The sequence below is a fragment of the Vibrio paracholerae genome (assembly GCF_037672085.1).
GTDB classification, from domain to species: domain Bacteria; phylum Pseudomonadota; class Gammaproteobacteria; order Enterobacterales; family Vibrionaceae; genus Vibrio; species Vibrio cholerae.
In genome coordinates, this window is sequence record NZ_JBBHLM010000001.1 from 175,063 (window position 1) to 200,118 (window position 25,056).

20 protein-coding genes are annotated in these 25,056 nt (G+C 48.8%); 7 read left to right on the forward strand and 13 right to left on the reverse strand.

Annotated features, from left to right (window positions below):
- Positions 1-109: 109 nt before the first annotated feature.
- A complete protein-coding gene (locus R4537_RS00725) occupies positions 110-2,164 on the reverse strand; it encodes a sensor histidine kinase (RefSeq protein ID WP_071178989.1) in 2,055 nt (684 codons plus the stop codon).
- Between the two features lie 163 nt (positions 2,165-2,327).
- Between R4537_RS00725 and R4537_RS00730 the strand changes: the two genes are divergently transcribed.
- The 6 genes from R4537_RS00730 (at position 2,328) to def (ending at position 13,290) form a co-directional block, all read left to right on the forward strand.
- The gene (locus tag R4537_RS00730) at positions 2,328-3,680 is read left to right on the forward strand and encodes a sigma-54-dependent transcriptional regulator (protein WP_071178990.1); all 1,353 of its coding nucleotides are present in this window, start codon (positions 2,328-2,330) and stop codon (positions 3,678-3,680) included.
- 310 nt (positions 3,681-3,990) lie between these two features.
- Entirely contained in the window at positions 3,991-4,998 is a 1,008-nt protein-coding gene (locus R4537_RS00735; protein ID WP_002156696.1) for a TAXI family TRAP transporter solute-binding subunit, read from the forward strand.
- Between the two features lie 176 nt (positions 4,999-5,174).
- Complete coding sequence (locus R4537_RS00740) at positions 5,175-7,316, forward strand: TRAP transporter permease (protein ID WP_071178992.1); 2,142 nt, start codon at positions 5,175-5,177, stop codon at positions 7,314-7,316.
- The gene (lhgO, locus tag R4537_RS00745; RefSeq protein WP_071178993.1) at positions 7,313-8,524 is read left to right on the forward strand and encodes an L-2-hydroxyglutarate oxidase; all 1,212 of its coding nucleotides are present in this window, start codon (positions 7,313-7,315) and stop codon (positions 8,522-8,524) included. The genes R4537_RS00740 and lhgO overlap by 4 nt, the downstream gene beginning before the upstream one ends.
- Positions 8,525-8,895: 371 nt before the next feature.
- Positions 8,896-12,633, forward strand: a complete 3,738-nt coding sequence (locus tag R4537_RS00750) for a M66 family metalloprotease (protein WP_080483453.1) — start codon at positions 8,896-8,898, stop codon at positions 12,631-12,633.
- Positions 12,634-12,783: 150 nt separating this feature from the next.
- Entirely contained in the window at positions 12,784-13,290 is a 507-nt protein-coding gene (def, locus tag R4537_RS00755; protein WP_071178995.1) for a peptide deformylase, read from the forward strand.
- 167 nt (positions 13,291-13,457) lie between these two features.
- Here def and mnhG read toward each other — a convergent pair whose 3' ends face one another.
- From mnhG to tnaC, 11 genes are all read right to left on the reverse strand, one after another.
- The gene (gene mnhG, locus R4537_RS00760; RefSeq protein WP_001887167.1) at positions 13,458-13,781 is read right to left on the reverse strand and encodes a monovalent cation/H(+) antiporter subunit G; all 324 of its coding nucleotides are present in this window, start codon (positions 13,779-13,781) and stop codon (positions 13,458-13,460) included.
- Positions 13,781-14,059, reverse strand: a complete 279-nt coding sequence (locus R4537_RS00765) for a cation:proton antiporter (RefSeq protein WP_000370509.1) — start codon at positions 14,057-14,059, stop codon at positions 13,781-13,783. The genes mnhG and R4537_RS00765 overlap by 1 nt, the downstream gene beginning before the upstream one ends.
- A complete protein-coding gene (locus R4537_RS00770; RefSeq protein WP_019829505.1) occupies positions 14,052-14,528 on the reverse strand; it encodes a Na+/H+ antiporter subunit E in 477 nt (158 codons plus the stop codon). Before R4537_RS00770 ends, R4537_RS00765 begins: the two co-directional genes overlap by 8 nt.
- Positions 14,525-16,021 carry a proton-conducting transporter transmembrane domain-containing protein gene (locus R4537_RS00775; RefSeq protein WP_071178996.1) on the reverse strand — a complete coding sequence of 499 codons (1,497 nt, stop codon included), beginning with the start codon at positions 16,019-16,021 and terminating at the stop codon, positions 14,525-14,527. Before R4537_RS00775 ends, R4537_RS00770 begins: the two co-directional genes overlap by 4 nt.
- Positions 16,018-16,371 carry a Na+/H+ antiporter subunit C gene (locus R4537_RS00780; protein WP_029628603.1) on the reverse strand — a complete coding sequence of 118 codons (354 nt, stop codon included), beginning with the start codon at positions 16,369-16,371 and terminating at the stop codon, positions 16,018-16,020. The genes R4537_RS00775 and R4537_RS00780 overlap by 4 nt, the downstream gene beginning before the upstream one ends.
- Positions 16,371-18,947 carry a hydrogen gas-evolving membrane-bound hydrogenase subunit E gene (mbhE, locus tag R4537_RS00785; RefSeq protein WP_071178997.1) on the reverse strand — a complete coding sequence of 859 codons (2,577 nt, stop codon included), beginning with the start codon at positions 18,945-18,947 and terminating at the stop codon, positions 16,371-16,373. Before mbhE ends, R4537_RS00780 begins: the two co-directional genes overlap by 1 nt.
- Before the next feature lie 245 nt (positions 18,948-19,192).
- Positions 19,193-19,390: a hypothetical protein gene (locus tag R4537_RS00790; RefSeq protein ID WP_000712921.1), complete on the reverse strand. Its 198-nt coding sequence runs from the start codon at positions 19,388-19,390 to the stop codon at positions 19,193-19,195.
- A gap of 74 nt (positions 19,391-19,464) precedes the next feature.
- Positions 19,465-20,406: a universal stress protein gene (locus tag R4537_RS00795; protein WP_033932241.1), complete on the reverse strand. Its 942-nt coding sequence runs from the start codon at positions 20,404-20,406 to the stop codon at positions 19,465-19,467.
- A gap of 193 nt (positions 20,407-20,599) precedes the next feature.
- Entirely contained in the window at positions 20,600-21,814 is a 1,215-nt protein-coding gene (locus R4537_RS00800) for an aromatic amino acid transporter (protein ID WP_071178998.1), read from the reverse strand.
- A 99-nt stretch (positions 21,815-21,913) separates the two neighbouring features.
- The gene (tnaA, locus tag R4537_RS00805) at positions 21,914-23,332 is read right to left on the reverse strand and encodes a tryptophanase (protein WP_071178999.1); all 1,419 of its coding nucleotides are present in this window, start codon (positions 23,330-23,332) and stop codon (positions 21,914-21,916) included.
- A gap of 383 nt (positions 23,333-23,715) precedes the next feature.
- The gene (gene tnaC / locus R4537_RS18665) at positions 23,716-23,787 is read right to left on the reverse strand and encodes a tryptophanase leader peptide (RefSeq protein ID WP_071908331.1); all 72 of its coding nucleotides are present in this window, start codon (positions 23,785-23,787) and stop codon (positions 23,716-23,718) included.
- Positions 23,788-24,022: 235 nt separating this feature from the next.
- On the opposite strand from tnaC, the gene R4537_RS00810 reads away from it, so the two are divergent.
- On the forward strand, positions 24,023-24,232 hold the full coding sequence (locus R4537_RS00810; RefSeq protein ID WP_071179000.1) for a DUF3820 family protein: 210 nt from the start codon (positions 24,023-24,025) through the stop codon (positions 24,230-24,232).
- A gap of 69 nt (positions 24,233-24,301) precedes the next feature.
- Here the strand turns inward: R4537_RS00810 and R4537_RS00815 are convergent, their stop codons facing one another.
- A complete protein-coding gene (locus R4537_RS00815; protein WP_071179001.1) occupies positions 24,302-24,784 on the reverse strand; it encodes a L,D-transpeptidase family protein in 483 nt (160 codons plus the stop codon).
- Positions 24,785-25,056 lie beyond the last annotated feature (272 nt).

A 25,056-nucleotide genomic window follows, 5' to 3' on the forward strand; every position in this document is an offset into this window, starting at 1 on the left:
GCTGCCTCTTTGACGAACTGAGCGTTTATATGCAGTCAAAAGGGCTGTCACTCGCCAAAACAGGTTGTCTCGCACAACCTGTTTTTCTTTTTAACCAAGCAGGTTGCCGCTATTGGGCGGCACGCAAGCGGATCTCAAAGCTCATGCCCGCATCAGGATTATTCGTTGCCACGATACTGCCTTGCATATCTCGCAGGCTATTGGCGACAATCGCTAGGCCAAGCCCTAATCCTTCGCCCATTTTCTTGCTGGTTTGAAACGGCTCAAACATGGTGGTGAGAAGCTCAGGGGCAATCCCACAACCGTTGTCACTTACGCGCACGATCACTTGATCTTCTTCACTCACGGCGCTAATGCTGAGCTTCGGTTCTAAGGTTTGACTCATCGCATCTAACGCGTTCGACACCAAGTTACCGAGCACTTGGCGCAAGCGTTGCTCTTCTCCCATCACCAACGGCAGATCGCTAGAAAGCCGAACTCGAACATCCACCGGAGTTAAGCGTGCTTGATGAATGCGCAAAATCTCCTGTAACGCATCGGGCAGCGAGATGGCTTGCAAAGCGTCGGGTCGATTGAACGCGAAGGATTTGAGTTGGGAGGTCATCGCCGCCATGCGATCAATCAAAGAATGCACCAGCTTGGTATTGGCTTTCAGTAGTTGAGTTTCACCGCGTTCAAGGAGTAATTCGTTGCTAGAAAGTAGGGTGCGCAAACCGGTGAGGGGCTGATTGAGCTCATGGGTGATCGCACTCGACATACGCCCCAGTGCGGCCATTTTGCTCGCTTCAATCAACTCTTGTTGAGCGGATTTCAGTGCTGCGGTGCGCTCTTCTACTCGCTGTTGCAAATCGCGGTTGGCATTCTGAAGTGCGATTTCCGCTTTCTTGCGTTTACTGATATCAATCAGTGTCACCAAATAGTGGCGGCGATCTTTCCAACTGACCGCAATCAGGGAGAACAGCACCGGAAACAAACTGCCATCACTGCGCCGCGCGACCGTTTCCACGTTGGTGATGTCGGCCAGCTCTTGATGCTCGGTGAGATTTTTCAGCAGCAGTGGCACGGTGGCATTTGGGTTTCCAGTATCAAACAGCGACCACGCTTGTAGCTGACGCACCATACTTTCCGAGAGGCTAAAATAGCGCTTCGCCATCGGATTGATCTCTTCAATGCGGCCTTGTCCATCGATCAGCAGCAGTCCAACATGAGTTTTGTTGATCATATTGCGTTGGCGCTCTTCGGCCTCAAACAACACGTGTTGAATCTTGGCTTCACTGAGGCGTTTTTGATACTGCTCGTAACGCAGACGCATCAGTAATAGCAGCAATAATACGCCGACCATGGCACTGGTGCTGATCCAGTTAACCGTGGCATTAAGATTTTTCAGCGGCGTGAGGTAAGTGAGCGTCCAATTTAGATCATCCAGCGTGACGGATTGAGCAAGATAAGGCGCTTGTTCAACTTGCCACAGTGTTAGGCGCGTACCATTAAATAGACTACGTTTTTGCGCCGCCGCGACCACTTCGGGGTGAGTCGCTATCCAGTCTGCGCTGTAAACTGAACTGCTGGAGAGAAAAAAATGGCGTTGAGCATTTTGAAAAAGGATCAACTCATCACTGGCAAACCATTGATCGGCAAGCACGTTTAAATCCACTTGTACGGCAACCGCGCCGACGATCTCGACATCCAGATAAACTGGCGCAGCAACAAAATAGGTCGGTGTGCTGCCAACGGATTTGGTGACAATCGAAATCCCTTCGCGCTGCTGCAAAATCTTATGGATGATGGCTTTGCCATCAGAGAGCTTCCAGTTTTCAGCATTTTTACTGGCCGTTACCAGTGAGCCGGAAAGCGTCAGTATGTACCAACCTTTGGTATTCGCTGCTTTATCGAGTTGCGCCAATTGTTGCTGTAATTGGGCTTGCGGGCGATCATCGCCCTGAAACAGTTTGAGTGTGTTGGCTTCATTGGTCATCAAGTAGGGCAAATGATAAAAGCGGCTTAGGGTGCGCCTCACATCACTGATGTAATCGAGCAAACGCTGCTCGCCGTGACGCTGCGCTTGCCCCAGTTGCCAGTTTTCACTGACAGCATGCGAACCCCATCGCACCGCGATCAGCAGTAAAATTACCAACACTATCCAACTTGCTTTATTGAGCTTCAAAGCATTTCCCTATTTAAAACGATCACCGAGCTTGACGGTTCAACTTAGCAACGAAAGCGATAAATGTTAATGACGGGTAACTCAGAAGTGAGAGGCGGCTCCTTTCCAAGCTCGACAAATTTGCTTACTTTAGCCGCACTATAAATAGAACAGAGAATAAAGCGTGGAAAGCCAACGGATTGCATTGATTGAGGACGACGACATTGTGCGTCAAGCCACAGGCCAGTGGTTACAACTGGCGGGGTTTGACGTGGCGATGTTTGCTGATGGCGCATCCGCGTTAGCGGCGATTGAGCAGCAGAGTTTCGCCGCCGTGGTGAGTGATGTACGCTTGCCCGATACCGATGGGTTGAGTCTTTTGGTGGCGTTGAAAAATGTGCAGCCGCTAACGCCAGTAATTTTGATCACTGGACATGGCGATGTCGATATGGCGGTGAAAGCGCTGCATCAAGGCGCGTTCGATTTTATCGAGAAGCCATTTCAACCAGAACGCCTTGCCAACACGGTGGCGCAAGCGGTCAGTCAGTACCAAAACGCGTTGTCATCACAATCGCGTGCCCACTATCTTGCCTCTGCCAAAGGGTTAGAGCAGATCTTGATTGGGCAGTGTAAGTCGATTCAACTGCTGCGCGAGCAAATCGCCAAAGTCGCAGCGATGGATACCAACGTGATCATTTACGGCGAAACCGGCTGTGGCAAAGAACTGGTGGCGCAGTGTCTGCATCAAGCCAGCGAGCGTCAGCGTGGTCAGTTTGTGGCGATCAACTGTGGCGCGATCCCAGAAAACCTGTTTGAAAGCGAACTGTTCGGCCATGAAGCGGGCGCGTTTACCGGTGCGGTGAAGCGGCGGATTGGCAAGCTGGAACTGGCCGATAAAGGCACGCTGTTTCTGGATGAAATCGAGAGCATGCCGCTGGCCATGCAAGTGAAAGTGCTCCGCGTGCTGCAAGATCATGTGGTGGAGCGGGTGGGCAGTAATCAGCCGAACACCATTGATTTACGTGTGATTGCGGCGGCTAAGGAAGAGCTGCGGCAGCACGCGGAATTTCGCCAAGATCTGTTCTATCGTCTCAATGTCGCGCAGTTGTATTTACCGCCGCTGCGTGAGCGAGGCGACGATATTTTGCTGCTGTTTGAACACTTCTGCGTACAAGTGAAACCGACTTGGCGCAGCCTGAGTGAAGCGGATCGGTTGGCGCTGCTCACTTATCGTTGGCCGGGCAACGTGCGCGAGCTGCGTAATGTCGCGCTGCGTTATGCGCTGGATGACAGCATCAGTGTTGGGGAAATTCTGGCTTCACGTCCGGGAATGACTGAAGAAGAAGCCTCGGCGGGGTTACCGCTGGCGATTCAAGTACACAATTTTGAACGTAAAGTGATCGCTCAGGCGCTGCATCGCCATCAAGGTAATATCAGTGAAGTGATGAAAGAGCTGGATTTGCCAAGGCGCACCCTAAATCAGAAAATGCAGAAGTTTGGTTTGCTTCGCGGTGATTTTACTGCGCAGGAGGAATGAGCAAAATTTTGCTCATCACTTTTCAATGGTTTTTATTAACATCGATCACATTTAGTTAACCTTGCGTGATCGCTCTCCTGATTTTTGAGCCTAAAACACGCGCGATGATCGGCGGTTTTTTGCTGATGTACTTGAGGCTCAATCAGCAAAATTTTGCTCATTGTTATCTGTGTTGAAAATTAATAACTTATAAAACAATGAATTAATTTTTGGCATCTTCTTTGCTGTTAGTGATATTGCCAATGCTGTACGCCAGCCGTATTTGGAAACGGTGCAGCATCGAAAAATAATCACAACATGGAGAGTCACGATGAAACAAAAGCGCCTTACGCAAACCCTATTAGCCGCCATCACTTCGTTTGGCCTAATTAGTGGTGCTTACGCAGCCGAAGAACGCAGCTACATTCTTGCCACCGCGTCAACCGGAGGAACCTATTACCCCGTAGGTGTCGCTCTGGCGACCCTGACCAAAGTCAAACTCACCCCGAGCTACCACTTTTCACTCTCCGCGATTAGCTCGGCCGGATCGGGTGAAAACGTGAAGTTGATGAACGATAACGAAGCGCAGTTCGCGATTTTGCAAGGTTTGTACGGTGCTTGGGCATGGGCGGGCGAAGGCCCGTATGCGGAGCGTCAAAACCAATTACGTTCGGTCTCTATGCTGTGGCAGAACGTGGAGCACTTTATTGTGCGCTCTGATCTCGCGCCAACTGGCACCATTGCCGATCTGGCCAGCATGAAAGGGAAAAAGTTCTCGATTGGTTCGAAAAATTCGGGCACGGAATTTTCGGGTCGGCAGATCATGCAAGGGATTGGCGTTGACCCTGATACCTTTAATCTGGCTTATTTGGGCTACGGAGGCAGTGCTAGTGCGCTGCAAAACGGCACCATTGATGGCATGAACACGCCAGCGGGTGTGCCAGTGGGCGCGGTGACTCAAGCTTTTGCAGCGATGGGCAACGACATCAAGATCCTCTCTTTTACCGATGAGCAGATTAAACAAGCCAACGGTAACTACAACTTATGGACCAAGTTTGATATTCCGGCGAACACCTATCCGGGCGTCGATAAAACCATCACCACCATTGCTCAGCCGAACTTCCTCGCGGTGCGCACCGACATTTCGGAAGAGGATGTATATCAGCTCACTAAAGCCATGTACGAGAACTTAGCTTTCCTACAAGGCATCCACAAAGCGACCAAAGATATGGCGATTGAAAAAGCCATCGAAGGTTTGCCCATGCCCCTGCATGCCGGTGCGGCGCGTTACTACCAAGAAGTGGGGATTAAAATTCCAGCCCACTTGATGCCACAGTAAGTTCGGCGAACGCGAAAGACTGCTCGGGAGCGGGCAGTCTTGCCCTTTCAACATGAAGTCAATCTAAAGAAAGGGCATCTCTGTTTTCTTCGTCTATCCCCAAACCGCTGGAAGTAGTTGCAATACGGCCGCTTCCTGGGGATATGGCTTAGTTGTCTCGCTGTTGGAGTAACGCAATGAGCAATTCAGTAGAACAAGAACTGGAAAAGTTCGAAGTGCCGACCCGTACCCGTTTTAGCTGGGTAACGCGCACGATTTCCGTATTGTGTGTGCTGCTGTCACTGGCGCACATTTGGTTTAATACGTTATCCACGTGGTCAGAATTGTGGATTTCGGCTATCCACTTCGCGGGGTTCGCGATGATTTGCGCGCTGTGGTATCCCGCCTTACCTCGTTGGCGTGAGAGCAAAGTTGCGCTGGCGTTTGATGTGTTGTTAGCGCTGCTGGCGCTGGCGTGCTTGATCTATTTGATGCTGGCAGAAGATGCACTCTATGAGCGCGGCGTGAAATTTGTCACCAGCGATTGGGTGTTCTCAATTCTCGCGATCTTGATTGTGATGGAGATGATCCGCCGCACTATGGGTTGGTTTATTCCCACGCTGATTTTGATCTGTCTGACCTATGTCTCGGTTTGGGGCAAATGGGCAGGCGGCATTTTCCATTTTCCCGGCTTAAGTGCCGAAACCCTGCTGTATCGCAGTTTCTATTCCTCGGAAGGCATGTTCGGTTCGATTGCAGCGATCAGCTGGAGCTTCGTGTTCATGTTCATCCTGTTTGGTGCCTTCTTAGTGCGCTCTGGTGTCGGCGATTACATTATGGACGTGTCACGCGCTGCGGCAGGTAAAGTGGTGGGGGGGCCTGGTTTTATTGCTGTGCTGGCTTCGGGTTTGATGGGGTCGGTTTCAGGCTCTAGTGTCGCGAATACAGTATCTACGGGCGTTATTACTATTCCCATGATGAAGAAAGCCGGCTTTCCTGCACGCTTCGCCGCAGGGGTGGAAGCCGCGGCTTCGACGGGTGGGCAACTCATGCCGCCGGTGATGGGGGCTGGTGCGTTCATCATGGCGTCGTACACGCAGATCCCGTATGTGGATATTGTTGCGGTGTCGTTTATTCCGGCGCTCATCTATTTCCTTTCCGTCGCGTTTTTCGTGCGGATTGAAGCCAAACGTATGGGCGTACAGATTGTCACTACGAGCCAAGAGCCGTTTATGAAAGTGCTGCTGTCGGGTTGGCATAACTTGATCCCACTCGCCGTGTTAGTGACCTTGTTGGTGGTAGGCTTTACCCCAACGTACGCGGCGGGCTTGTCGATTCTGTCGGTGATTGTTGCTTCGTGGTTTTCCAAAAATCACAAAATGGGTCCTAAAGCGATCATTGAAGCGTTGGAGCAAGGGGCGAAAAACATGGCGACCACCGCGGTATTGCTGGTCGGTATCGGCTTGGTGATTAACGTGATTAGCACAACGGGCATCGGCAATACCTTCTCATTGATGATCAACAACTGGGCAAATGGCGATCTGCTGACCATGCTGGTGTTGATCACTTTGGCCTCTTTAGTGCTGGGGATGGGGCTGCCAGTAACGGCGGCGTACATTGTGCTGGGTACGCTTTCGGCTCCTGCGCTGTACAAACTGCTGGCCGAAAGCCAGTTGGTGGATTTGATGGTTTCGGGGCAATTGCCGGAACAAGCCAAAGCGATTTTCATGCTGGCGGCACCGGATCAACTCAGTTTGCTCAATGCGCCTATGGCGGCGGAAAATGCCCATGAGCTGATTAGCCTTGTGCCCGCGGATTTTGTGGAAACCTTGCTACAACAAAGCTTAGGGTTAGAAGCGATTGGTCTGGCTCTGCTTTCGGCGCACCTTATTATCTTCTGGCTCTCGCAAGACAGTAACGTGACGCCACCGGTGTGTTTGACGGCATTTGCCGCGGCCACCATCGCCAAAACCCCGCCGATGCGCACCGGATTTACCGCGTGGAAAATTGCTAAAGGCTTGTATTTGGTTCCCGTGTTGATTGCCTATACCCAACTCATCAGTTGGGATGCGACCACGGTTGTCACCATCGGCATCTTTGCGATTTTTGGCACTTACGCCATGATTGGCGCGATTGAAGGCTATCTGGAAGGGCGGCTGAATCTCTTATGGCGTTTGCTGTTGGCGGTGATCGGTGTGCTGCTGGTGTGGCCAAGTTTGCCGATTTGGATCCGTTTAGTCTGTGTGGCGCTGTTTGTGGTGATTTTTATCTACACACGAAAATCTTCAACTCGCGTTGAGCGAGCAAATTCGGCGGTGCAGGAGGCGAAATCTGCATGATTTATGATTACGTGATTGTCGGAGGCGGCATTGTCGGCGTCTCCACCGCTTGGCAACTGAAACTGCGTTATCCGAAAAAATCGGTGCTGTTGATTGAGAAAGAGGCGGGGTTTTCCCGCCATCAAACTGGTCACAACAGCGGGGTGATCCATGCGGGAGTTTATTATGCTCCCGGCAGTTTGAAGGCTGATTTTTGTAAACGCGGAGTCGAACGCACTTTGGCGTTTTGCGCGCAACACAATATTCCAGTGGAAAACTGCGGCAAGTTACTGGTGGCCACCAATGAGCCAGAACTCGAACGCATGCACGCACTCTATGATCGCTGCTTACAAAATCAGATCGACGTTGAAAAACTGGATGCCGCACAGTTGAAGCTGGCGGAGCCCAATATTCGTGGCTTGGGGGCGATCTTGGTGAAAGCGACCAGTATCGTCAATTATCGTCTGGTGACTGAGAAAATGGCCGAAGCCTTTATGCAGTTGGGTGGGGATGTGAAAATAGGCACGGAAGTGGTGGGCTTGGAAGAAACGCCATCCTCGGTCACGCTAACTTGCCAACAGAAGAACCAACGCGTGAGTTATCAGGCCAAATTTCTGGTCACCTGTTCAGGCTTAATGGCCGATCGCTTAACCAAGATGCTCGGTTTGCCGACCGATTTTCAGATCATCCCTTATCGTGGCGAATACTACCGTTTGGCACCCAAGCATAACCAAGTGGTGCGTCATCTTATCTACCCGATTCCGGATCCTGAATTGCCGTTTCTCGGCGTGCATTTAACCCGCATGATTGATGGCAGCGTGACCGTTGGCCCCAATGCCGTACAAGGTTTTAAGCGTGAAGGTTATGGTAAATGGAATGTTAGCCTGCGCGATGTGTGGGAGATGGTTTGCTTCCCCGGCTTTTGGAAAGTGAGTGCCCAGCACTTTAATACGGGTATGGTCGAAATGAAAAACTCATGGTGGAAAGCGGGCTACTTACAATTGGTACGTAAATACTGCCCAAGTATCGAACTCTCGGATCTTGAGCCTTACCCTGCAGGCATTCGTGCCCAAGCGGTATTAAGTGATGGTACGCTGGTGCACGATTTTCTGTTTGCCGAAAGTCCGCGCAGTTTGCATGTGTGTAACGCCCCTTCTCCAGCGGCCACTTCCGCAATGCCAATCGGCGAATATCTGTGCGACAAAATCGCGGAAAAATCGCTCGCTTGAGCCTCTCAATGCCCATCAATGAAGGTGGGCATCTTCTTCACCTCGAATTGTAAAGTACTTACATATCATCATCTTTAATTGATTGTTGTGTAACTATTTGCTGATTTTATGTGTGATCATTTGCATATTTTTTGGCACAGAGTCTCATTTCCAAGAAGCCATCTTCACAGAGTTGGAACCCTTATCTCGTTGTGGAAGCAGCGATTCTACCGAAATGCCATTCGGTAACTAATAATAAATCCGTAACTCGGTTGTCTATGTCCGGAACCTATTGTGGTGTGAATACCCTAGGTTTCGAGGGTTACTGCGGCCGAAATTCAGGTCGCATCACGCACGCTAACCACAAGAAAAACAAAATGAGAAATCCAATCATGAACAAGAAACCATTAACGCTTCTGATAGCTGGGCTATTGGGAAGCACATCGGCGTGGGCGCAACATGAGCTCACGCTAGTGCAGATCGGCGAAAAAACCGTTGAGCGGCTAGAATCGATTAAAGCGATGGCCGAACGCGGAGAAGGGGTATTTGAGCGCAATGGCGAACGCTGGATCCGTTACAAAGGGACGGACTATCGCCTGAGCTACAAAAATGATCTGCAGTTCCCTTTTCTGCCTTATCAAGGCGGCGATGATACGCCTTATCGCAACGTGATTGACTTTGTCGATCAGAGTTGGGAATTCATGATGTATGACGGCGGTTTTTATCTCATGAGCCGCGAATTTGGTGTTTACGAATCAGACGAGCAAGGCTGCTTTATTGAATACATTCCTGCGTCACACGGCTCTAAGCGTGCCGATGGCAGCTACATTTGGGAGCGCGATGCCATCTATCGCACCGAAACCAATGATTGCGGTACGTTAGTCAAACCAGAGATTAGTTCGTTAACCGTTTCGAGCCTGTCTGATGTCGGTGTGTCATTTGACTGGCTTGGGCAAAACGAAACGGACTCAGTGACACTCACGGTTACCAACCTCAGTGATCACAGTGATGTTCGTCGTTATGACCATGTTTCCGCGGGATTCTTTGTGGGTGGGCTTAAGCCAGAAACCCAGTATGAAATTGCCCTCAGTTCCTGCAATCAGGTCGATTGCGCTGAGCCGAAAGTGGTGCGCTTCACGACTCAGGAAGCTCGAGTTGGTTTTGCTGATGAGATCCCAACCCCGAACCATTTGCAAGGCAGTTTAGAAGGCGGGTTGAGCATCACGCAAACCCATACTTCGGTTGCGCCCAAGGGCAATGAGCTGACTGGGCAAGGCCATCTCGATGCGATCATGAACCGTGAAGCTTTACTGCTGTTTACGCCGCAGCAAGGTGAGGAGATTAACCAAGTCCGCGCCGAAGTGTTCCTCGATGGCGAAGTAGTGCAAACCATCTTGATGCTGCCGCCAAGTGCTTTGGCCGCATCGGATCAGCCAGAGAATGGTCGCATGAAAGTGGTGTTTTCGCATCATGCATGGTCGCTGCCCCTGCAATGGGATTGGATGAAGCCGGGACTATCGCTGCGCCTGACTGACAACTTAGGCCGTGAGGGGGGGCTCAGCCAAGGTGAAATCCAGTTTGGCGGTGCGCCTGAGTTGGTGATCCAGAACATCGATATCGGCATGTTAATGCCACCACGGGATCGCAACACCATGATCCAAAACTTGCCTACGCTTGCGGCGGATTATTTCCAGAAAATTCCTGCCTCTAAACTGGTGATGGCCGATTATACCCCTGCGCATTTCCCCGTCGTGACCATGCCAAATGGTGTGGTGTATACCGATAAGAGCGCAAGTACGGGCGGTTGGCACAGCGGTGATATGCGTGAAGCGATCGGTAAAGCCATGGTCTCTACGGGTATCAACAATGCCAACGTCGGTATTGTGAGCAGTGCGGGTTATTCGCAGCAGTACAATCGACGTTTTAACCACATCACTGCCCATACCAATGTGGGCATCTACACCAAAAAAGACACGGATTTACCGCAAGTCGTGGTGCATGGCGGCAGTGGTGGCGGCGGCATCGTGACACTGGAAGCGACGACCGGTAACGAGTGGTCTCATGAGCTTGGGCATAACTATGGCTTAGGTCATTGGCCGTACATGGCCTCGATTCACGATCTGGAGTCCGGTTGGGGGTGGGATGCGTTCCACCAACGCTTTATTGGTAACTTACACTGGAAAGGCGATGTTTATACTCAACAGCAAGGTGATGATATTGTGCCACCGTTTAAAGATGCCTTCCGTTTCTTACGTGATGCGCAAAATGGCGGAGAGCAAGAGTACGTTGGCACCATCAGCCGCTTTACCTTGGAGCATCCGGCTCAGTCGCGCAAAGCACAGCGTTGGATGAACAACGGCTTCAACCTAGATAGCCACAGCCCAAGCGGCTATGTGCAATGGGATCAGGCGACGCAACGTTATAAAGCCGTCGAAACGGATACAGCCAAACCCCAGCAAGTGGGTGTGCCGGTAGTGACCTTATTGGGGATTTACGATCCGCAGAATGAGAACCCTAGCCAAATCTATCCTCTGGTTTATTCAAATTATGGCAACGTGTTTGAACTGCCACAGCCAGAGCAAGGTGAGTATCAGCTAGAAGGTTGGCAAGCAGCCGAGCACTTGACGCAGGCACAGCTCGATAGCGATATTTGGCAAACATTGCGCATGGATGGTGAGCAGCAACGTGTGTGTAAGTTTACCTTCCAAGCGGCAAACGGTGACAGTGCTGTCTTTGTTGGCGGCGTGGATCAGAGCACCGATCGTTGTTCATCTGGACGTGATATGAAGTGGAATATCAATATGAACATGACTTCTGCGCCTGGCGATTATGAGCTGCTCTCTAAATATGGTCGTGGTGCGGTGACGTACACCCCGACGGCCGATGTTGGTGAAGTCAACCTATGCACACTCAATAAGTCAGGACAGGATCACGATGGTGCCGGATTTGTTGTCGGTAACCAATGTGAACAGATCGCAGGGGTGATGCATAAAAATGGTCAAACGTGGCGATATGCGCTCCGTGGCAATGAGGTGTTGCGTCCAACTTATCAGGCTCAGGGCCAGTGTCAATTAGATGTTGAGTTTGCTGGCGGCGTGCGTGAGCAAGTGCAATTGAGTGCCTCTCGTCATGCTGGTAATGAAAGTAACAAGTTCCACGTTAACTTATCGATGGAGCATGGGGTTCCCACACAAGTGAGCCTGCACTGTTCTAAGCGCGAGGGTGAGACGGAGTTGACTCGAATGACGCCAGATCAGAATCCGCCGCTGGATAAGCTCAAAGGGCCAATCATCATCGGTCAGGAATACGGTTACAGCCAAGTCATCGATATGACGAAAACCTTCGCCCAGAACCAGACTTTGCTGAACACGGATTTTGCGACCATCGCTGAGTTTGATGCCTTTGTGGCCGAACACTATGGGCGCGGCGTGCTCAACAATGGTGTGACAAAAGCGGAGCGCCGTGCAGGGGCGTTGTATGTTTACCCGAATCCAGAAACGGGCACGCGCGACTACTTTGTGATGCGAACGCTTGAAGCTGGGGCGTTCCCGACCGACCAAACCAGTGATCAAGGTTGGAAATACCTTGGCTCGGCAGATGACCACATTAACTTTGCTTTCAACCCAATCAAGCTCAACAGAGCCGAGGGTGTGAGCGTTGAAGCACGCGTTAAAAGCTACTTTGGTGTGTCACGCTTGCTGACATGGGATGAACGCTCCTCAACCACGTGGGACAACGCTTCTAGCGAGGTGTTTGTTGGTCAAATCGAGGGGGAAAACCATTACTTCATCCAAAAGCGTCCGGGCGAAGGGGAGACATTCCCAACGCGCGGAGCGTCAAACCAAGATTGGATTTGGCTAGGCAGTGACTCTTCAATTCAAGAGACTCTTACTGAGCTCAATCGCGATCTGGCTAGCTTTGAACGGATGCTGCTGGAATGGTATCAACAAGATGCGATGGGCGTGTGGGGCAGTGATGGCCAGCGTGGCAACGTGAACGATATTTATCAATATGCGTTTAGAGGTGGCTACCACTACTACCGCTTAAAAGTGACGAAATACGGTTATTTTCCTTACCCAACCGATCCCAATCCAACCAATGGACACTGGGAATATATAGGCCAGTTTTAAACCTCGCTCAAGCTCAAAGCCAGTCAAACGACTGGCTTTATTTTTTCGCCAAACATTGTTTTTGCAACTATCGGCCTTGGTTTACAACTGGGAGAGAAAACACTATCTTACGCCGCGTTATTTTTATTCAACTAATGCTCCAAGGAAACCATGGCTGTTCTAGAGATTCTTACTGCACCCGATCCAAGACTTCGTGTTCAATCCAAACAGGTCACGGATGTGGCCTCAGTACAAACCTTAATTGACGACCTGCTTGATACCCTGTACGCCACGGACAACGGTATTGGTCTGGCAGCGCCGCAAGTGGGCCGCGAAGAAGCGATTGTGGTGATTGATTTGTCAGATAATCGTGACCAGCCACTGGTGCTGATCAACCCAAAAGTGGTCAGTGGCAGCAATAAAGAGATGGGTCAAGAAGGTTGCCTATCGGTGCCAGACTACTACGCGGATGTGGAGCGTTATACTTCTGTCGTGGTGGAAGCGCTGGATCGTGAGGGTAAGCCACTGCGCATCGAAACGAGCGATTTCCTTGCCATTGTCATGCAACACGAAATTGACCACCTTTCTGGCAATCTGTTTATCGACTATCTATCACCACTAAAACAGCAAATGGCGATGAAAAAAGTCAAAAAACATGTGAAAAATCGCGTACGTTAATCACGACATACCGATTGTTTCAAAATAGAAAGGCCGCCTGTATAACGGGCGGCCTTTTTGATCTTTACTCAACTTTACCCTTCTGCGACAGCGCTTTACAGTAGTCTTTTAATCTAAAACAGGTTAACAACATCATCACTGACGGTAAGAGATGGCTTGGCAGCAAACTACTTCTGCGCCTTTTTCTGTTTGGTCGAGTCTTGATTACGCCAGAAAGTATAGCCGGCTTGTTGTGTGACTTTACCCAGTAAATGAGCCGCAACGGGAGCGGTCAGAAAAATAAACAGCATGATGCCAACCAGTCGTGATATTACGCCAATCTCAGGCATACAGAGCGCGACAGCAAGGAGCAATAAAGACAAGCCTGCGGTACCGGCTTTGGTGGCGGCGTGCATGCGAGTATAGAGATCGGGCATGCGCAAAATGCCTAGGCTCGCAAATAGCGTGAATAAGGTGCCGAGAACCAGTAAGAGGGCCGCTAACATCGACATTAAAGTTCTCCTTTTCGTTTAGCGATAAATCGTGCAAATGCTATGGTGCCAAGGAAAGCCACTAAGCCTAGGGTTAAGGCAATATCCAATAGCGTTTGCTGACCACTGTCTAAGCTATAAACGACAATAAAGCCTATGGTGATAAAGGAAATTAAATCGAGAGCGACCACGCGATCGGCGAGCGATGGGCCTAACACTAAGCGGATAAACGCCATTGCCAAGCTAAGCAAAAGCCCTAGATAGGCGAAGTGAATCGCCAGCGGTAATGAATTATCCACGAGTGACCTCCAGTATCCGTTTTTCAAGACCATTTTTGATGTCGTTGATCACCGTTTGGTGCTCTGGTGCAAACATCGCGTGAACGATTAAATATTGTCTATCTTCGCTAACATCGAGACTTAAAGTGCCGGGAGTGAGCGAAACCATGTTGGCCAAAAGGGTAATCTCAAGATCGCTGCGGGCATCTAATGGCACGTAGACAATATCAGGATCGCTCAGATGCTTTGGCGTCACGACATCCCATGCGACTCGTGCGACAGAGACGATCATCTCGTAGATGAAATAGAGAATTAAAGTGGTGATGGCTCTAAAACGGCGAAAGTAAGTGGTTTTTAAGCCAAATGGCTGGCTGAGGCGCAATGCCCAAAAACCCACCACGAATCCCAATAAGAATTGCAAGCTGGAGTAGTCACCATTGAGCAGCATCCACGCTGTGGCAAGAAAGAGGTTGAGGAAGAGATAAATCATTTTGAGCCTCCCAAAACAGCATGGATATAAGCGGTTGGCGTTAATAATTGTTCTGCCGCTAAGGTTGCAAATTGGTAAAACGGCTGCGCAGCCAAACCAATCACTAGGCTAAACAGAGTGAGCACGAGGATCGGCAGTGCATAAAGACCGAGTGTTGAGCGGGCTAACGTCTCCTGCGGTAGAGCGGTAGGAGCATCTTTCCAAAACACTTCATTCCAAATTTTGGTCATCGAGAAAATCGTTAGCAGGCCAACCAATAGCGCAATTGCGGCAAGCCAATACAGCTCAGCAGCCAAACTCGCTTTGATGACTAGAAACTTACCCCAGAAACCCGACAGAGGAGGGAAGCCCGCCAAAGAGAATGCGGCGAGCAAGAAGCCAAAGGTAAGCCAAGGCATCGCGCGATAGACTCCACCAAGCTGCGTCAATTGTGTAGTGCCGTACTTTCTGCCAATCAGGCCACCAATCAGAAATAGGTTCCCCTTTACTAAGATATGGTGAATAACATAAAAAATCGCTCCTGTGATGGCCAAAGGGGTATAAATGGCCAGTCCCATAATCATGTAGCCAATTTGGCTAATGATATGAAAAGAAAGAATCTTTTTAATGTCATATTGGCTTGCTGCACCGAGTACGCCAGTGAGCATGGTCAGCGCCGCAATCCCCAGTAGGATCGGTTGCCAACCACTGGCATCGAGCGGAAACACCAGAGTGAAGACTCGCAGCAAAGCGTAGACACCGACTTTGGTGAGTAAAGCGGCAAACAGGGCAACAATGGCGCTCGGCAAGGTGTGGTAAGACGCCGGTAGCCAAGCAAACAGAGGAAACAGCGCTGCTTTGATAGAAAACGCGAACAATAGCAATCCAGCGAGCATGGTTTTCATCTCAGGAGCGAGGGATTGAGCTTTGTCATGTAAATCTGCGAGGTTTAAGGTTCCTGTGGCACCGTAAAGCAGTCCTATCGAAAGTAAAAATACCAAGGTAGAGATAAGATTGAGCAGCACATATTTGATGGCGCCATCGATTTGCTGCTGGTTTGCATCCAACACCATCAAGCCGAAAGAAGCGATCAGCATGACTTCAAACCAGACATAAAGGTTGAAAATATCCCCCGTTAAGAAAGCGCCATACACACCAGCCAGTAGAACATGCAACAGCGCGTGGTAGCGCGCGTATGAGGGTTTGGCGCTTAAATCGGCAATCGCATAGATAACGCTAACCAAACCAATAATGGCCGTCACCATGACCATAGCGACGCTCAATAAATCAGCGACAAAAACGATGCCAAAGGGGGCAGGCCATTGCCCAAAGGCAATAGATGCTGGGCCATGAGTGTAAATAGTGATCGTGAGTAGAGCGCCAGTAAAGAGATTGATGACACTGCAGAACACACTCAAACCGTTGGTCAGCCAACGATTACGCCCCGCTAAAAAGATCGCAACTGCGGTGAGCAGTGAGATCACAACGGGTAAGGTCAACCCAATCGCGGTCATTCTTCCTCCTCTGAGCGACGCATCTCATCGACGTCCGCGCTACGAGTCTCAAAATAAGCTCGGTAAAACAGCATCAAAGCAAAAACCAGTAAGCCAAAACCGATCACAATGGCGGTTAAAATCAGCGCTTGTGGCAGCGGGTTAGCCGCACCTTCTGCTGGTAACAAGGCTCCTACCTCAATTAATGGTGGAGAGGCGGGGGTTAAGCGTCCTGCGGTAAAAATGGCCAAATTCACCGCACTACTGAGGAGGATCAGCCCAAACAATAAGCGCAGTAAGTGTCGCTCTAGCATTAAGTAGATACCGGCGGCGACAAAAACACCGACAACAATGCTCCATAATTCTTCCATTAGTCGAGTTCCTCCTTAACGCGCAGCAACATACTCATGACACCGCCGATGATCGCCAGATAGATGCCGACATCAAAGAGCAGTGGGGTGCCAAGCGGTAAAATTTCTTTCCACCATAATCCAGTTAGGAAAGGTAAACCGACCGCGACACTCATGGCTCCTGCCATAAAACTGAGCAGAATGCCAAACAGAGCAATATTGAGTGGTGAGAAGTGGAGACGATCTCTCACGTATTGGGGCGATTCGGCGAAAAGGAGCAGCGAAAAGCCGATCACCGCGATCAATGCGCCGATAAAGCCCCCGCCGGGAGCATTGTGTCCTCGCAGCAGTAGATAGAGGGAGAACATCAGCATCAAGGCAGTCACAATATGTGCGGTAGTGGCAAAGATTAGAGAATGAATCTTCTGTGGTTGCTCGGTTCGTTTAGGCAAGAGGCTAATCGCGACAAGGCTCGCCATGACGACCACAATGACTTCTCCCAAGGTATCAAAGGCACGAAAATCGACCAAAATGACATTGACGATATTGCGGCCATGACCGCCGGGAACGCTCTGCTGCGCAAAATAGTCAGACAAAGTGGTATCGATAGGATGCGCCGTGATATTGAGCAGGATTAAGGTTACGGATGCACCAATCACAATGGCTATCACCGCATTCAATGTGCGACGCGGTACAGAATGGCGAGCGACCGTCGACAAATAGGGCATATGGCGCATCAAAAGCACCACAAACACCACCATCAGCGTTTCGACCAGCAAGAGGGTTTTGGCAACATCAGGAGCGCTGTAAATCATAAAGACCAGCGTCGTCATGAATCCAGCCATACCGAGCGCTAATACCGACAGCAAACGTGACGTGCTCAGCACACACAACAGCGCAGAAGCGATGAGCGCGAGCGCAATTGCGGCTTCATAAAAATGCACATCAAACAGCGAGGCGCTGAAAGTGGCTGGTAAAGGTAGCGGCTGATAGAGCAGCATTAAGGCTAAAACGGCAAAAAATAGCAGCATATAACCGCTTGAGCGTTTTTGTTGCAGCATTTGCGTTTGCCAGCTTGCCAATGTCGCTAAATAAGCCAGCACGGCATCAAACATTTGCTCAGCTTTGGGCAGCGGCTTCACTAGGCGTGTGAGCCATGTGACTAGGGTTGCGGAGTTCAGATACAGCACGCCCCCTAACACAAGCGTGATACCACTCAAAGCCAGCGGGATATTGAAGCCTTGCCATAATTTTGCGGCTTGTGGAACGCTGTTTGGATCCATCGCCATGACTGCTGGTATGACTAAATGCTGGTTAATCCAATCCAGGGCAAAAACAGGCAGTAGGAAACTGGCGATAGCCAATCCCATCGCAGGTAGCCAAAGGGATTTTTTCTGTTCGATCGCTTTGGGTGGGTGGCTTTCACTCTCCTTGGTCGCTTGGCCAAAAAAGGGTTTGTAAAGTAGTGCGATGGCTAACGCCACCATCAGCGCATTAATCAGTAATAAGACCAGCGAAATCCACGCAATGCCAGATTCCACACTGGATTTGTACATGTACTCCTTGCTCAAAAATCCGAGCATAGGCGCAACACCAGATTTGGATAAAGCGGCAATAACCGCAGCAATAAGGCTCAGCAGCAAGACGGATTTTAAGTTGCTGAGCTTTTCTCGCTCTCGAGTGCCCGTCGCTTTATCAATATTGCCGACCACCATAAAGAGTGCGGCTTTGTAAAATGAGTGGGCGAAAATAAACAACACAGCAGCGGTCAGCGCGACCTCGGTACCTAATCCCAGCAGCAGGGTCAATTTGCCTAATGCAACATTGGTGCTGTAGGCCAACATCAGTTTTAGATCGGTTTGCTTGAACGCCAGTAGCGCGCACCAAAGTGCCGTTACCGCGCCCACAATGGTTAAGCAGTAGAACCAAAAATCACTACTGGCATAAATCGGTGATAAGCGGGCCAAAAGATAGATTCCCGCCTTAACCATAGTCGCGGAATGCAAGTAAGCGCTCACCGGTGTCGGTGCGGCCATGGCATTGGGTAACCAGAAATGGAATGGAAATTGCGCAGATTTAGTGAATGCACCGAGTAAAACTAAAATCAGCGAAGACATAAACCACGGATGTTGCGCGATGTGATCCGCGTGTTCAATGATGACGCTGATTTGATAACTATTGGCCATCAAGCCAAGTAAAATCAGTCCGGCTAACAGCGCGAGTCCTCCGGCCCCCGTGACTAAAAGTGACTGTAGGGCATTTTTGCGTGAAACCGGTTTGTCATGATTAAAACCAATCAGCAGATAGGAAGTGATGGTGGTCAGTTCCCAGAAGATGAACAGCAGTAAAATATTGTCGCTTACCACCACGCCAAGCATGGCGAGCATGAAGAGAGTGAGGTAGAGATGAAATGAGAAGCGCGCTGCTTTCTCTTTCATATAAGCGAGGGCATAGATTTGAATCAAGGCACCGATGCCTGTGATCAGCGAGGCAAAAAGAAAAGAGAGCCCGTCAAGTCGGAAACTGAGATTCAGATCCAGCCCAGGAACCCAAGTGACTTGCCAAGCGTTACCGCCGGTTTGATGCCAATAAAACACCCACCCAAATAGAAGGATGGGTAAAACGGCGAAAGGAAGTAATCTCGCCGACACTGTATTTGGGGTGAGGGATGTATGCTTATCGAGTCCTGTCTTCAAGATGGCAGCCTCTTCGATGTCATATTAACGCCGCTCAGTGCGTCCTTGTTGCGACGTCCTGAGCGGGTACAGGTATCTACTACTTTGAAAAGTATAGGCTAATTGTTGATAGCGTCGAGTTCGTTGGTGGAAGCGTGACGCATGATCTACTTTGATTGTGAGTCAAAGGGTGTAGGTCGCTCATCAAAATGGCTGCGTTCTGAGTCAAAAGGCAGGCTGACGAGAGGCAGCTCATTCGTGAGCATGGCGTCGTAAACACAATCACCGATCGCATTTCTTGGGCAGATATAGAGGTTGGCACGCTCCAACATTTCACAGTGGCAGTGTGGGCAGAACTTTTTCATCACATCCTCCTTAGACTAAGGATCACAACGGTCTCGCCAACAGATGAAGGTCGGTTGACCCAATGTGGCATTACTTACTCGTTTTTGATCGGCGAAACGAATCCTTCTGGTTTAAGAGCGACTAAAGAGCACTCAATCGACTGAACGATGTTTTCTGCCGTATTGCCAATCACAAAGCCTGCAATACCGGTTCTAGCGAGAGTCCCCATCACTAGAATATCGATATTCTCTTGCGTGACCCATTCGGGGATCAGTTCATCGGGTTTACCGTGCAGATGGTGTATCACCAACTCGCCTGTAATGCCTGATTCATCAATCAGTTGACGTAAGGCTTGCTCATGTCTGATTTTTGCTTGTGCGATTTCTTCTGCTATTTGCTCCTGCTCAACTTGAATCCATACCTGATCATGCAGGTAGTTTTCTAAATAGTATTCCCAGCAGGAAACAATATGCAGGCGACTGTCACACGTGTTGGCAATTGAGCGTGATAATTCGAGTAAACGCAATGCTAGGGCCTTTTGCTGCTCGGTCGTGGTGATAGGGTCGATAGCCACCGCAACACGCCGATTGGCTTTTGGCTTGGCTAACGGGCGATGCAACCAAAGTGGGCAAGGGCATTTTCTCAGCAGTGTCATATCCAAAGCTTTAAAACCTTGCTGACTATGAGTCATAGGTTCCGCTTCTTTGATCAACAGGTCGATATGATGGTTGAGTGCTGACTTAATGATTGCGACCGCGGGTTGCTCGCTGTGCTCAACCATTAAAGGAAAAGGAACCTCATCTTTATGGATGTGGTGCTGTGAACGGCACGCCTCTACGGTTTCCATCAAAGTGTTCAGATAGGATTGCTCGTAGGGTTCTTGATAGCGTTGTAGATCGGCAGGAAATGCTGGAAATGCAATCAAACCAGCAAGTTGACCGCGGTTATTGTAAGCAAGTTGAATCGCTTGCTCCAATGCGTCACTGTGTCCGGGTAAGCCTTGAGTTGCAAATAAGAGATTCTTAAATTTTTTCATAGCCAGCTCCTTGGTTGATTAAAGATTAGTCATATTGCTGGCCTATGTCATAGCGAGTAATTGTAAGGGTTTATGTAATGCTGAGATTAGATCTCATCGATATGCTTGTCTGCGCTATAAAATAGGGAAGCCGCAGCGATACGTAAGAAATTGTTTCGCTGCGGCTTCTTTGTATTGATGGCCGCTTTTGAGGTTATCCCTTAAACGCAGGTAACAAATTGGCCATCGCCATCATATGAAAAACCGCGGTAAGCACACCAAAGATCAGAACAAGTCCAAGAGCTAGATTGCCTCCCGGTACGACAAACCCCTGCGCACCATTGGCTAAAGTGCGCGATTTACGCGCAAGCAGTACAGGGATAATACAAGCCCAAATGGTTGCGGCTGCGCCTGCGTAACCGATCGCAATGATAAAGCCGAATGGGAACAATAAAGAGAGAATGAGAGGCGGCAAAAAGGTCACCAGCCAAGTTTTGGTACGCCCTTGTTTGCAGTTACTGAACTGGAATAAATCGGCCAGAAAATCAAACACACCTAAACCCACACCAATAAAAGAAGAGAGGATAGCCGCCATCGAAAAGGCGTTGATCGCTTGTGAGACTGTCTCTGATTCCACCACAGAACTTAAGGCTTTTAAAAGTACATCCACATTCCCACCTTGTTGTATGACGGGCGCAAAATCGGTGCGAGGTAAATTGCCAAAGATGCTAAACAGCCAAAGCGCATAAAGGCTCAAAGCAATCACTGTTCCCCCCAAAATAGCGTACTTGGCTTTACGTTCTTCGCCGTAATAGGCACGCATGGATGAGACGGAGTGATGGTAACCAAAAGACGTCAGCGCAACGGGCAGCATTGCCATCGCATAAGGTGCGTACTCACCACTTTGATTTAGGGTGTCAAATAGGATGGATGTTTTCACATTGATCGCTAATCCTGAAACACCAAAAATAAAACTCAGAACCATAAATACGATCAAAATAACTGAGATGCGATCCACTGCGCGAGTCGAATGCCAAACGAAAGCGGAAAATACCGCCACGAACAGTATCGAGGCTATTTTGCTATTGATATGCAGTAAATCCTGCAAAATCAAACCAGAAGAGGTGATGTAGGCGTACAACAAAATGCCGCCGACAAAGTAAACGGTCAGGTTGTTAAAGCGATTGATATGGCTGCCTAGCATATCTTTGGTCACGGTATTAAACGAGACTCGAAGATCATAGTGTTTAAAGGCTTCAAGTAGCATCCAGCCTGAAAGCGTCATGACCGCCATGGTTAAAGCGAGCGCCAACATAGACCAGAGAGTCCATGCTCCGGCACCTGCGCTGGGGAGACCAAGCATACCAGCACCTACGCAGACGCTGGCAATAATGCAGGCTCCCCCAAACAGTGAGGGTTGTTTCGACATGATAAAATCCTTGAGTTTCACATTATTGTTGATTTTGTTGTTATGTTTTTCAGGTCAAAAAAAGGCAGCCTATGCAGGCTGCACTTTTTCAATACCGTATTAGGCTTTTTCTTTTAAGCGAGCCGTAAAGTGGCGTAGCACAGGTGGCTCGTAAGTAAACTCCAATCCTTTGACGTTACGAGCATTGGCTTTCACCTTCTCAAATGCTTCGATGATGAAATCCATGTGCGTTTGCGTATAAGTCGCGCGTGGAATGGTTAAACGGAGCAACTCGGCTGGGCAAGGATGCTGTTTTCCGGTTGCAGGATCGCGTCCTAATAGTAATGAGCCAATTTCTACCGCGCGGATCCCAGCCACTTTATAGAGCTCACAAGCTAAAGCGTGAGCAGGGAATTGATCTGCTGGGATGTGAGGCAGCAGTTTACCCGCATCGACAAACGCAGCATGGCCGCCGGCTTGTTGACAAATAACCCCAATCGCTTCTAAACCATTGACCAGATACTCAACTTGGTTAATGCGATAAGCGAGCCAATCTTGGCGCATACCGTCATACAAGCCAACCGCTAAACGCTCCATCGCGCCGCCTTCTAAGCCACCGTAAGTTGGGAAGCCTTCTTGCACCACACACAGGGTTCGGCATTCGGTGTACACGTCAAAGAAGCTTTCGTCTTTGAAGCAGAGTAAGCCGCCCATTTGCACCATGGCATCCTTTTTAGCCGACATCGCGAGTCCATCGGCGTATTTGTAAGCTTCACGCGTGATTTCTTCGATACTCCAGTTGCGGTAATCGCGCTCACGTTGCTGAATAAAATACGCATTTTCAGCAAAACGAGCAGAATCCATGATTACGGGAATGTCGTAACGCTGAGCAATCTCATACACAGCTTTTAAGTTGGCAATCGAAACCGGTTGACCACCTGCAGAGTTACAGGTGATGGTACTGACAATATATGGGACGTTAGCAGGACCCGCTTCAAGGATGGCTTGTTCGAGTTTTTCTAAGTCGAAATTGCCTTTAAAATCGGCTTTGACACCGGTATCAAACGCTTCCTCGGTGTACACGTTTTTAGCAACACAGCAGTTAATTTGGGTATGACCTTGAGTGGTATCGAAAAAGTAGTTAGATAAGGCGACCATTTTATTGCGATCGAGTCCTTTTTCTTTTTCACGCTTTTTAATCAAAATAGGAATATAAATCTGCTCTGCACCACGTCCTTGGTGAGTCGGAATCGTGTATTCATAACCAAAAATATCTTTAACCGCTCTAGCGAGTGCGTGGTAGCTGCGGCTGCCGCTGTAGGCTTCATCACCACGGAACATCGCTGCTTGCATCTCCTGCGTGATAGCGCCAGTACCGCTGTCTGTGAGCAGGTCAATAAATACGTCTTCACTATCGAGTAAAAAGGGGTTCATTCCGGCATTTAAAATCGCCTTTTCACGATATTCTCGTGTGGTACGTTTTACGGGTTCAATAACACGAATACGGAAAGGTTCTGGTAAGTGTTTAAAGTTTTCCATGCTGGGTATTCCTAAAAATTAAAATATAAAGTATTGCAAGGAATGAATTAAATTCCTTGTGCTGAAATTTATTCACTATGCAGCTATGACATAAATAATATCCACGTCGAAGCGAATGCATATTTAATGCTTACAAGGCTTAAAACGCATATTTATATTTTCTTCAATAGCTTAACTAAACACAGATAAACACCAATATAAGTCATTAGATAGACTTAAAATTGTCGATATCTGGCAGTAAGCGATATCCACTTCCTACTTGCAATTCCAAGTAGTTTGGGTATATAAAGCCATGCGTCAAGTGAGTAAGAAAGCGGAATAACAAAACCGGATTGCAGTCGATTGACTGAAAAAGCATGCCTAGTCATCCACGCGAGAAGGGATTACGCAGGAAAGAAGAAAGCGATTTTATAATCGAGGGTAAACCAGATACTAGAGTTGTTGTGCGTTCTCATATTTTCACCTATTTGAAATGATTCATTTCAAACCCACTTTGATTATGAATGAAAATAGCCATTCGTCATCTGATATATGAATAAATTGAGAATGCGCTAACAAAAAATAAAACAGTGGGTGGTGAATCACATTTATTCCGCTATTTTCTCTGCATCCAGATGCAGGATCATATTTACTTTTCTCACGCTTCGCTTTAGTCTGCCCGCTGAGTTATCGACGATATTCAATATTACAATGTTTGAAAAAGCCCATCTTATAAAATTGGCGAAAATGAAAATGCCATTTGGTAAATACTCAGGTCGAGTTTTGATTGATTTGCCAGAACCTTATTTACTTTGGTTTCAAAAACAAGGTTTTCCAGAAGGGGAGCTAGGCGTGTTACTGGAGCTCTGTCTAGCGCTCAAAATTGAGGGGTTAGAATCCTTAGTCAAACCCCTAAAGTAGTCAACGAGCTCATTGCTGCATTCAGCGGTGGCGATCTGCTTGTCTGCTTTTCAGCCTTGACCAACCAACTTACCACTCTATATGGATGGGTACGCCGGGCTGAACTAGGCTTAAAAATTCATCCATTTCTTGATTGGTGATCGCAATGCAGCCATTCGTCCAATCAAAGCTTTGCACAAAGATTGGGTCTCTCTCATCACCATTTTTTAAGCCATGAATCTTAATATCACCACCGGGATTTACGCCGCGCAATTGAGCGAGCTGCTGATCGCGAGTATTGGGGTAGCTAATGTGTATCGAACGGTAAAAACTCGAATCTTCAATAATAAAGTCTAAAAGATAGTGCCCCTCTGGTGTGCGTTGATCGCCTTCTTGCTGCTTATGCCCTTTAGGGGATTTTCCTAGAGCAATACGATACTCACGAATGACTTCATTGCCTTGGAGCAGATACATACGCCGTTTTGATTTATCCACTTTGACTAAATCGACTTGTGCATAACTCAAGTTAGGGAAAATCAGCAATAACAGCAGCACGGCAGAGAAAAGACGCATAGGAGGCCCAAGATGGAAACAAACTGTGCCTAATTCTAGCAGATATCTTCTTGCTACTTGAAGCTATGGTTGTGGTTAGCCATGCTGACTTCACACTTAGCACAGCGCTTAAGAGAGAGCGTCTACCTCAATGTCCAAATCGTTCGGGAAAGGATATGAAAAAAGCTATTACAAGAAACAGTAACCACACAAAACTGACTCATTAATGAGAAAACCTTCAAAAAGGCATGCTATTGATGTAATAAATGGAAACAACCTCGCAAAAATGCTGG

Bases quoted from the DNA above. Each gene is read 5' to 3' on its own strand.
- R4537_RS00815 (WP_071179001.1), bottom strand. From the start codon at position 24,784: ATGCGTCTTTTCTCTGCCGTGCTGCTGTTATTGCTGATTTTCCCTAAC.
- R4537_RS00800 (WP_071178998.1), bottom strand. From the start codon at position 21,814: ATGTCGAAACAACCCTCACTGTTTGGGGGAGCCTGCATTATTGCCAGC.
- R4537_RS00735 (WP_002156696.1), top strand. From the start codon at position 3,991: ATGAAACAAAAGCGCCTTACGCAAACCCTATTAGCCGCCATCACTTCG.
- R4537_RS00790 (WP_000712921.1), bottom strand. From the start codon at position 19,390: ATGAAAAAGTTCTGCCCACACTGCCACTGTGAAATGTTGGAGCGTGCC.
- def (WP_071178995.1), top strand. From the start codon at position 12,784: ATGGCTGTTCTAGAGATTCTTACTGCACCCGATCCAAGACTTCGTGTT.
- R4537_RS00740 (WP_071178992.1), top strand. From the start codon at position 5,175: ATGAGCAATTCAGTAGAACAAGAACTGGAAAAGTTCGAAGTGCCGACC.
- R4537_RS00770 (WP_019829505.1), bottom strand. From the start codon at position 14,528: ATGATTTATCTCTTCCTCAACCTCTTTCTTGCCACAGCGTGGATGCTG.
- R4537_RS00795 (WP_033932241.1), bottom strand. From the start codon at position 20,406: ATGAAAAAATTTAAGAATCTCTTATTTGCAACTCAAGGCTTACCCGGA.
- mnhG (WP_001887167.1), bottom strand. From the start codon at position 13,781: ATGTCGATGTTAGCGGCCCTCTTACTGGTTCTCGGCACCTTATTCACG.
- R4537_RS00775 (WP_071178996.1), bottom strand. From the start codon at position 16,021: ATGACCGCGATTGGGTTGACCTTACCCGTTGTGATCTCACTGCTCACC.
- R4537_RS00810 (WP_071179000.1), top strand. From the start codon at position 24,023: ATGTTTGAAAAAGCCCATCTTATAAAATTGGCGAAAATGAAAATGCCA.
- R4537_RS00750 (WP_080483453.1), top strand. From the start codon at position 8,896: ATGAACAAGAAACCATTAACGCTTCTGATAGCTGGGCTATTGGGAAGC.
- lhgO (WP_071178993.1), top strand. From the start codon at position 7,313: ATGATTTATGATTACGTGATTGTCGGAGGCGGCATTGTCGGCGTCTCC.
- R4537_RS00780 (WP_029628603.1), bottom strand. From the start codon at position 16,371: ATGGAAGAATTATGGAGCATTGTTGTCGGTGTTTTTGTCGCCGCCGGT.
- tnaA (WP_071178999.1), bottom strand. From the start codon at position 23,332: ATGGAAAACTTTAAACACTTACCAGAACCTTTCCGTATTCGTGTTATT.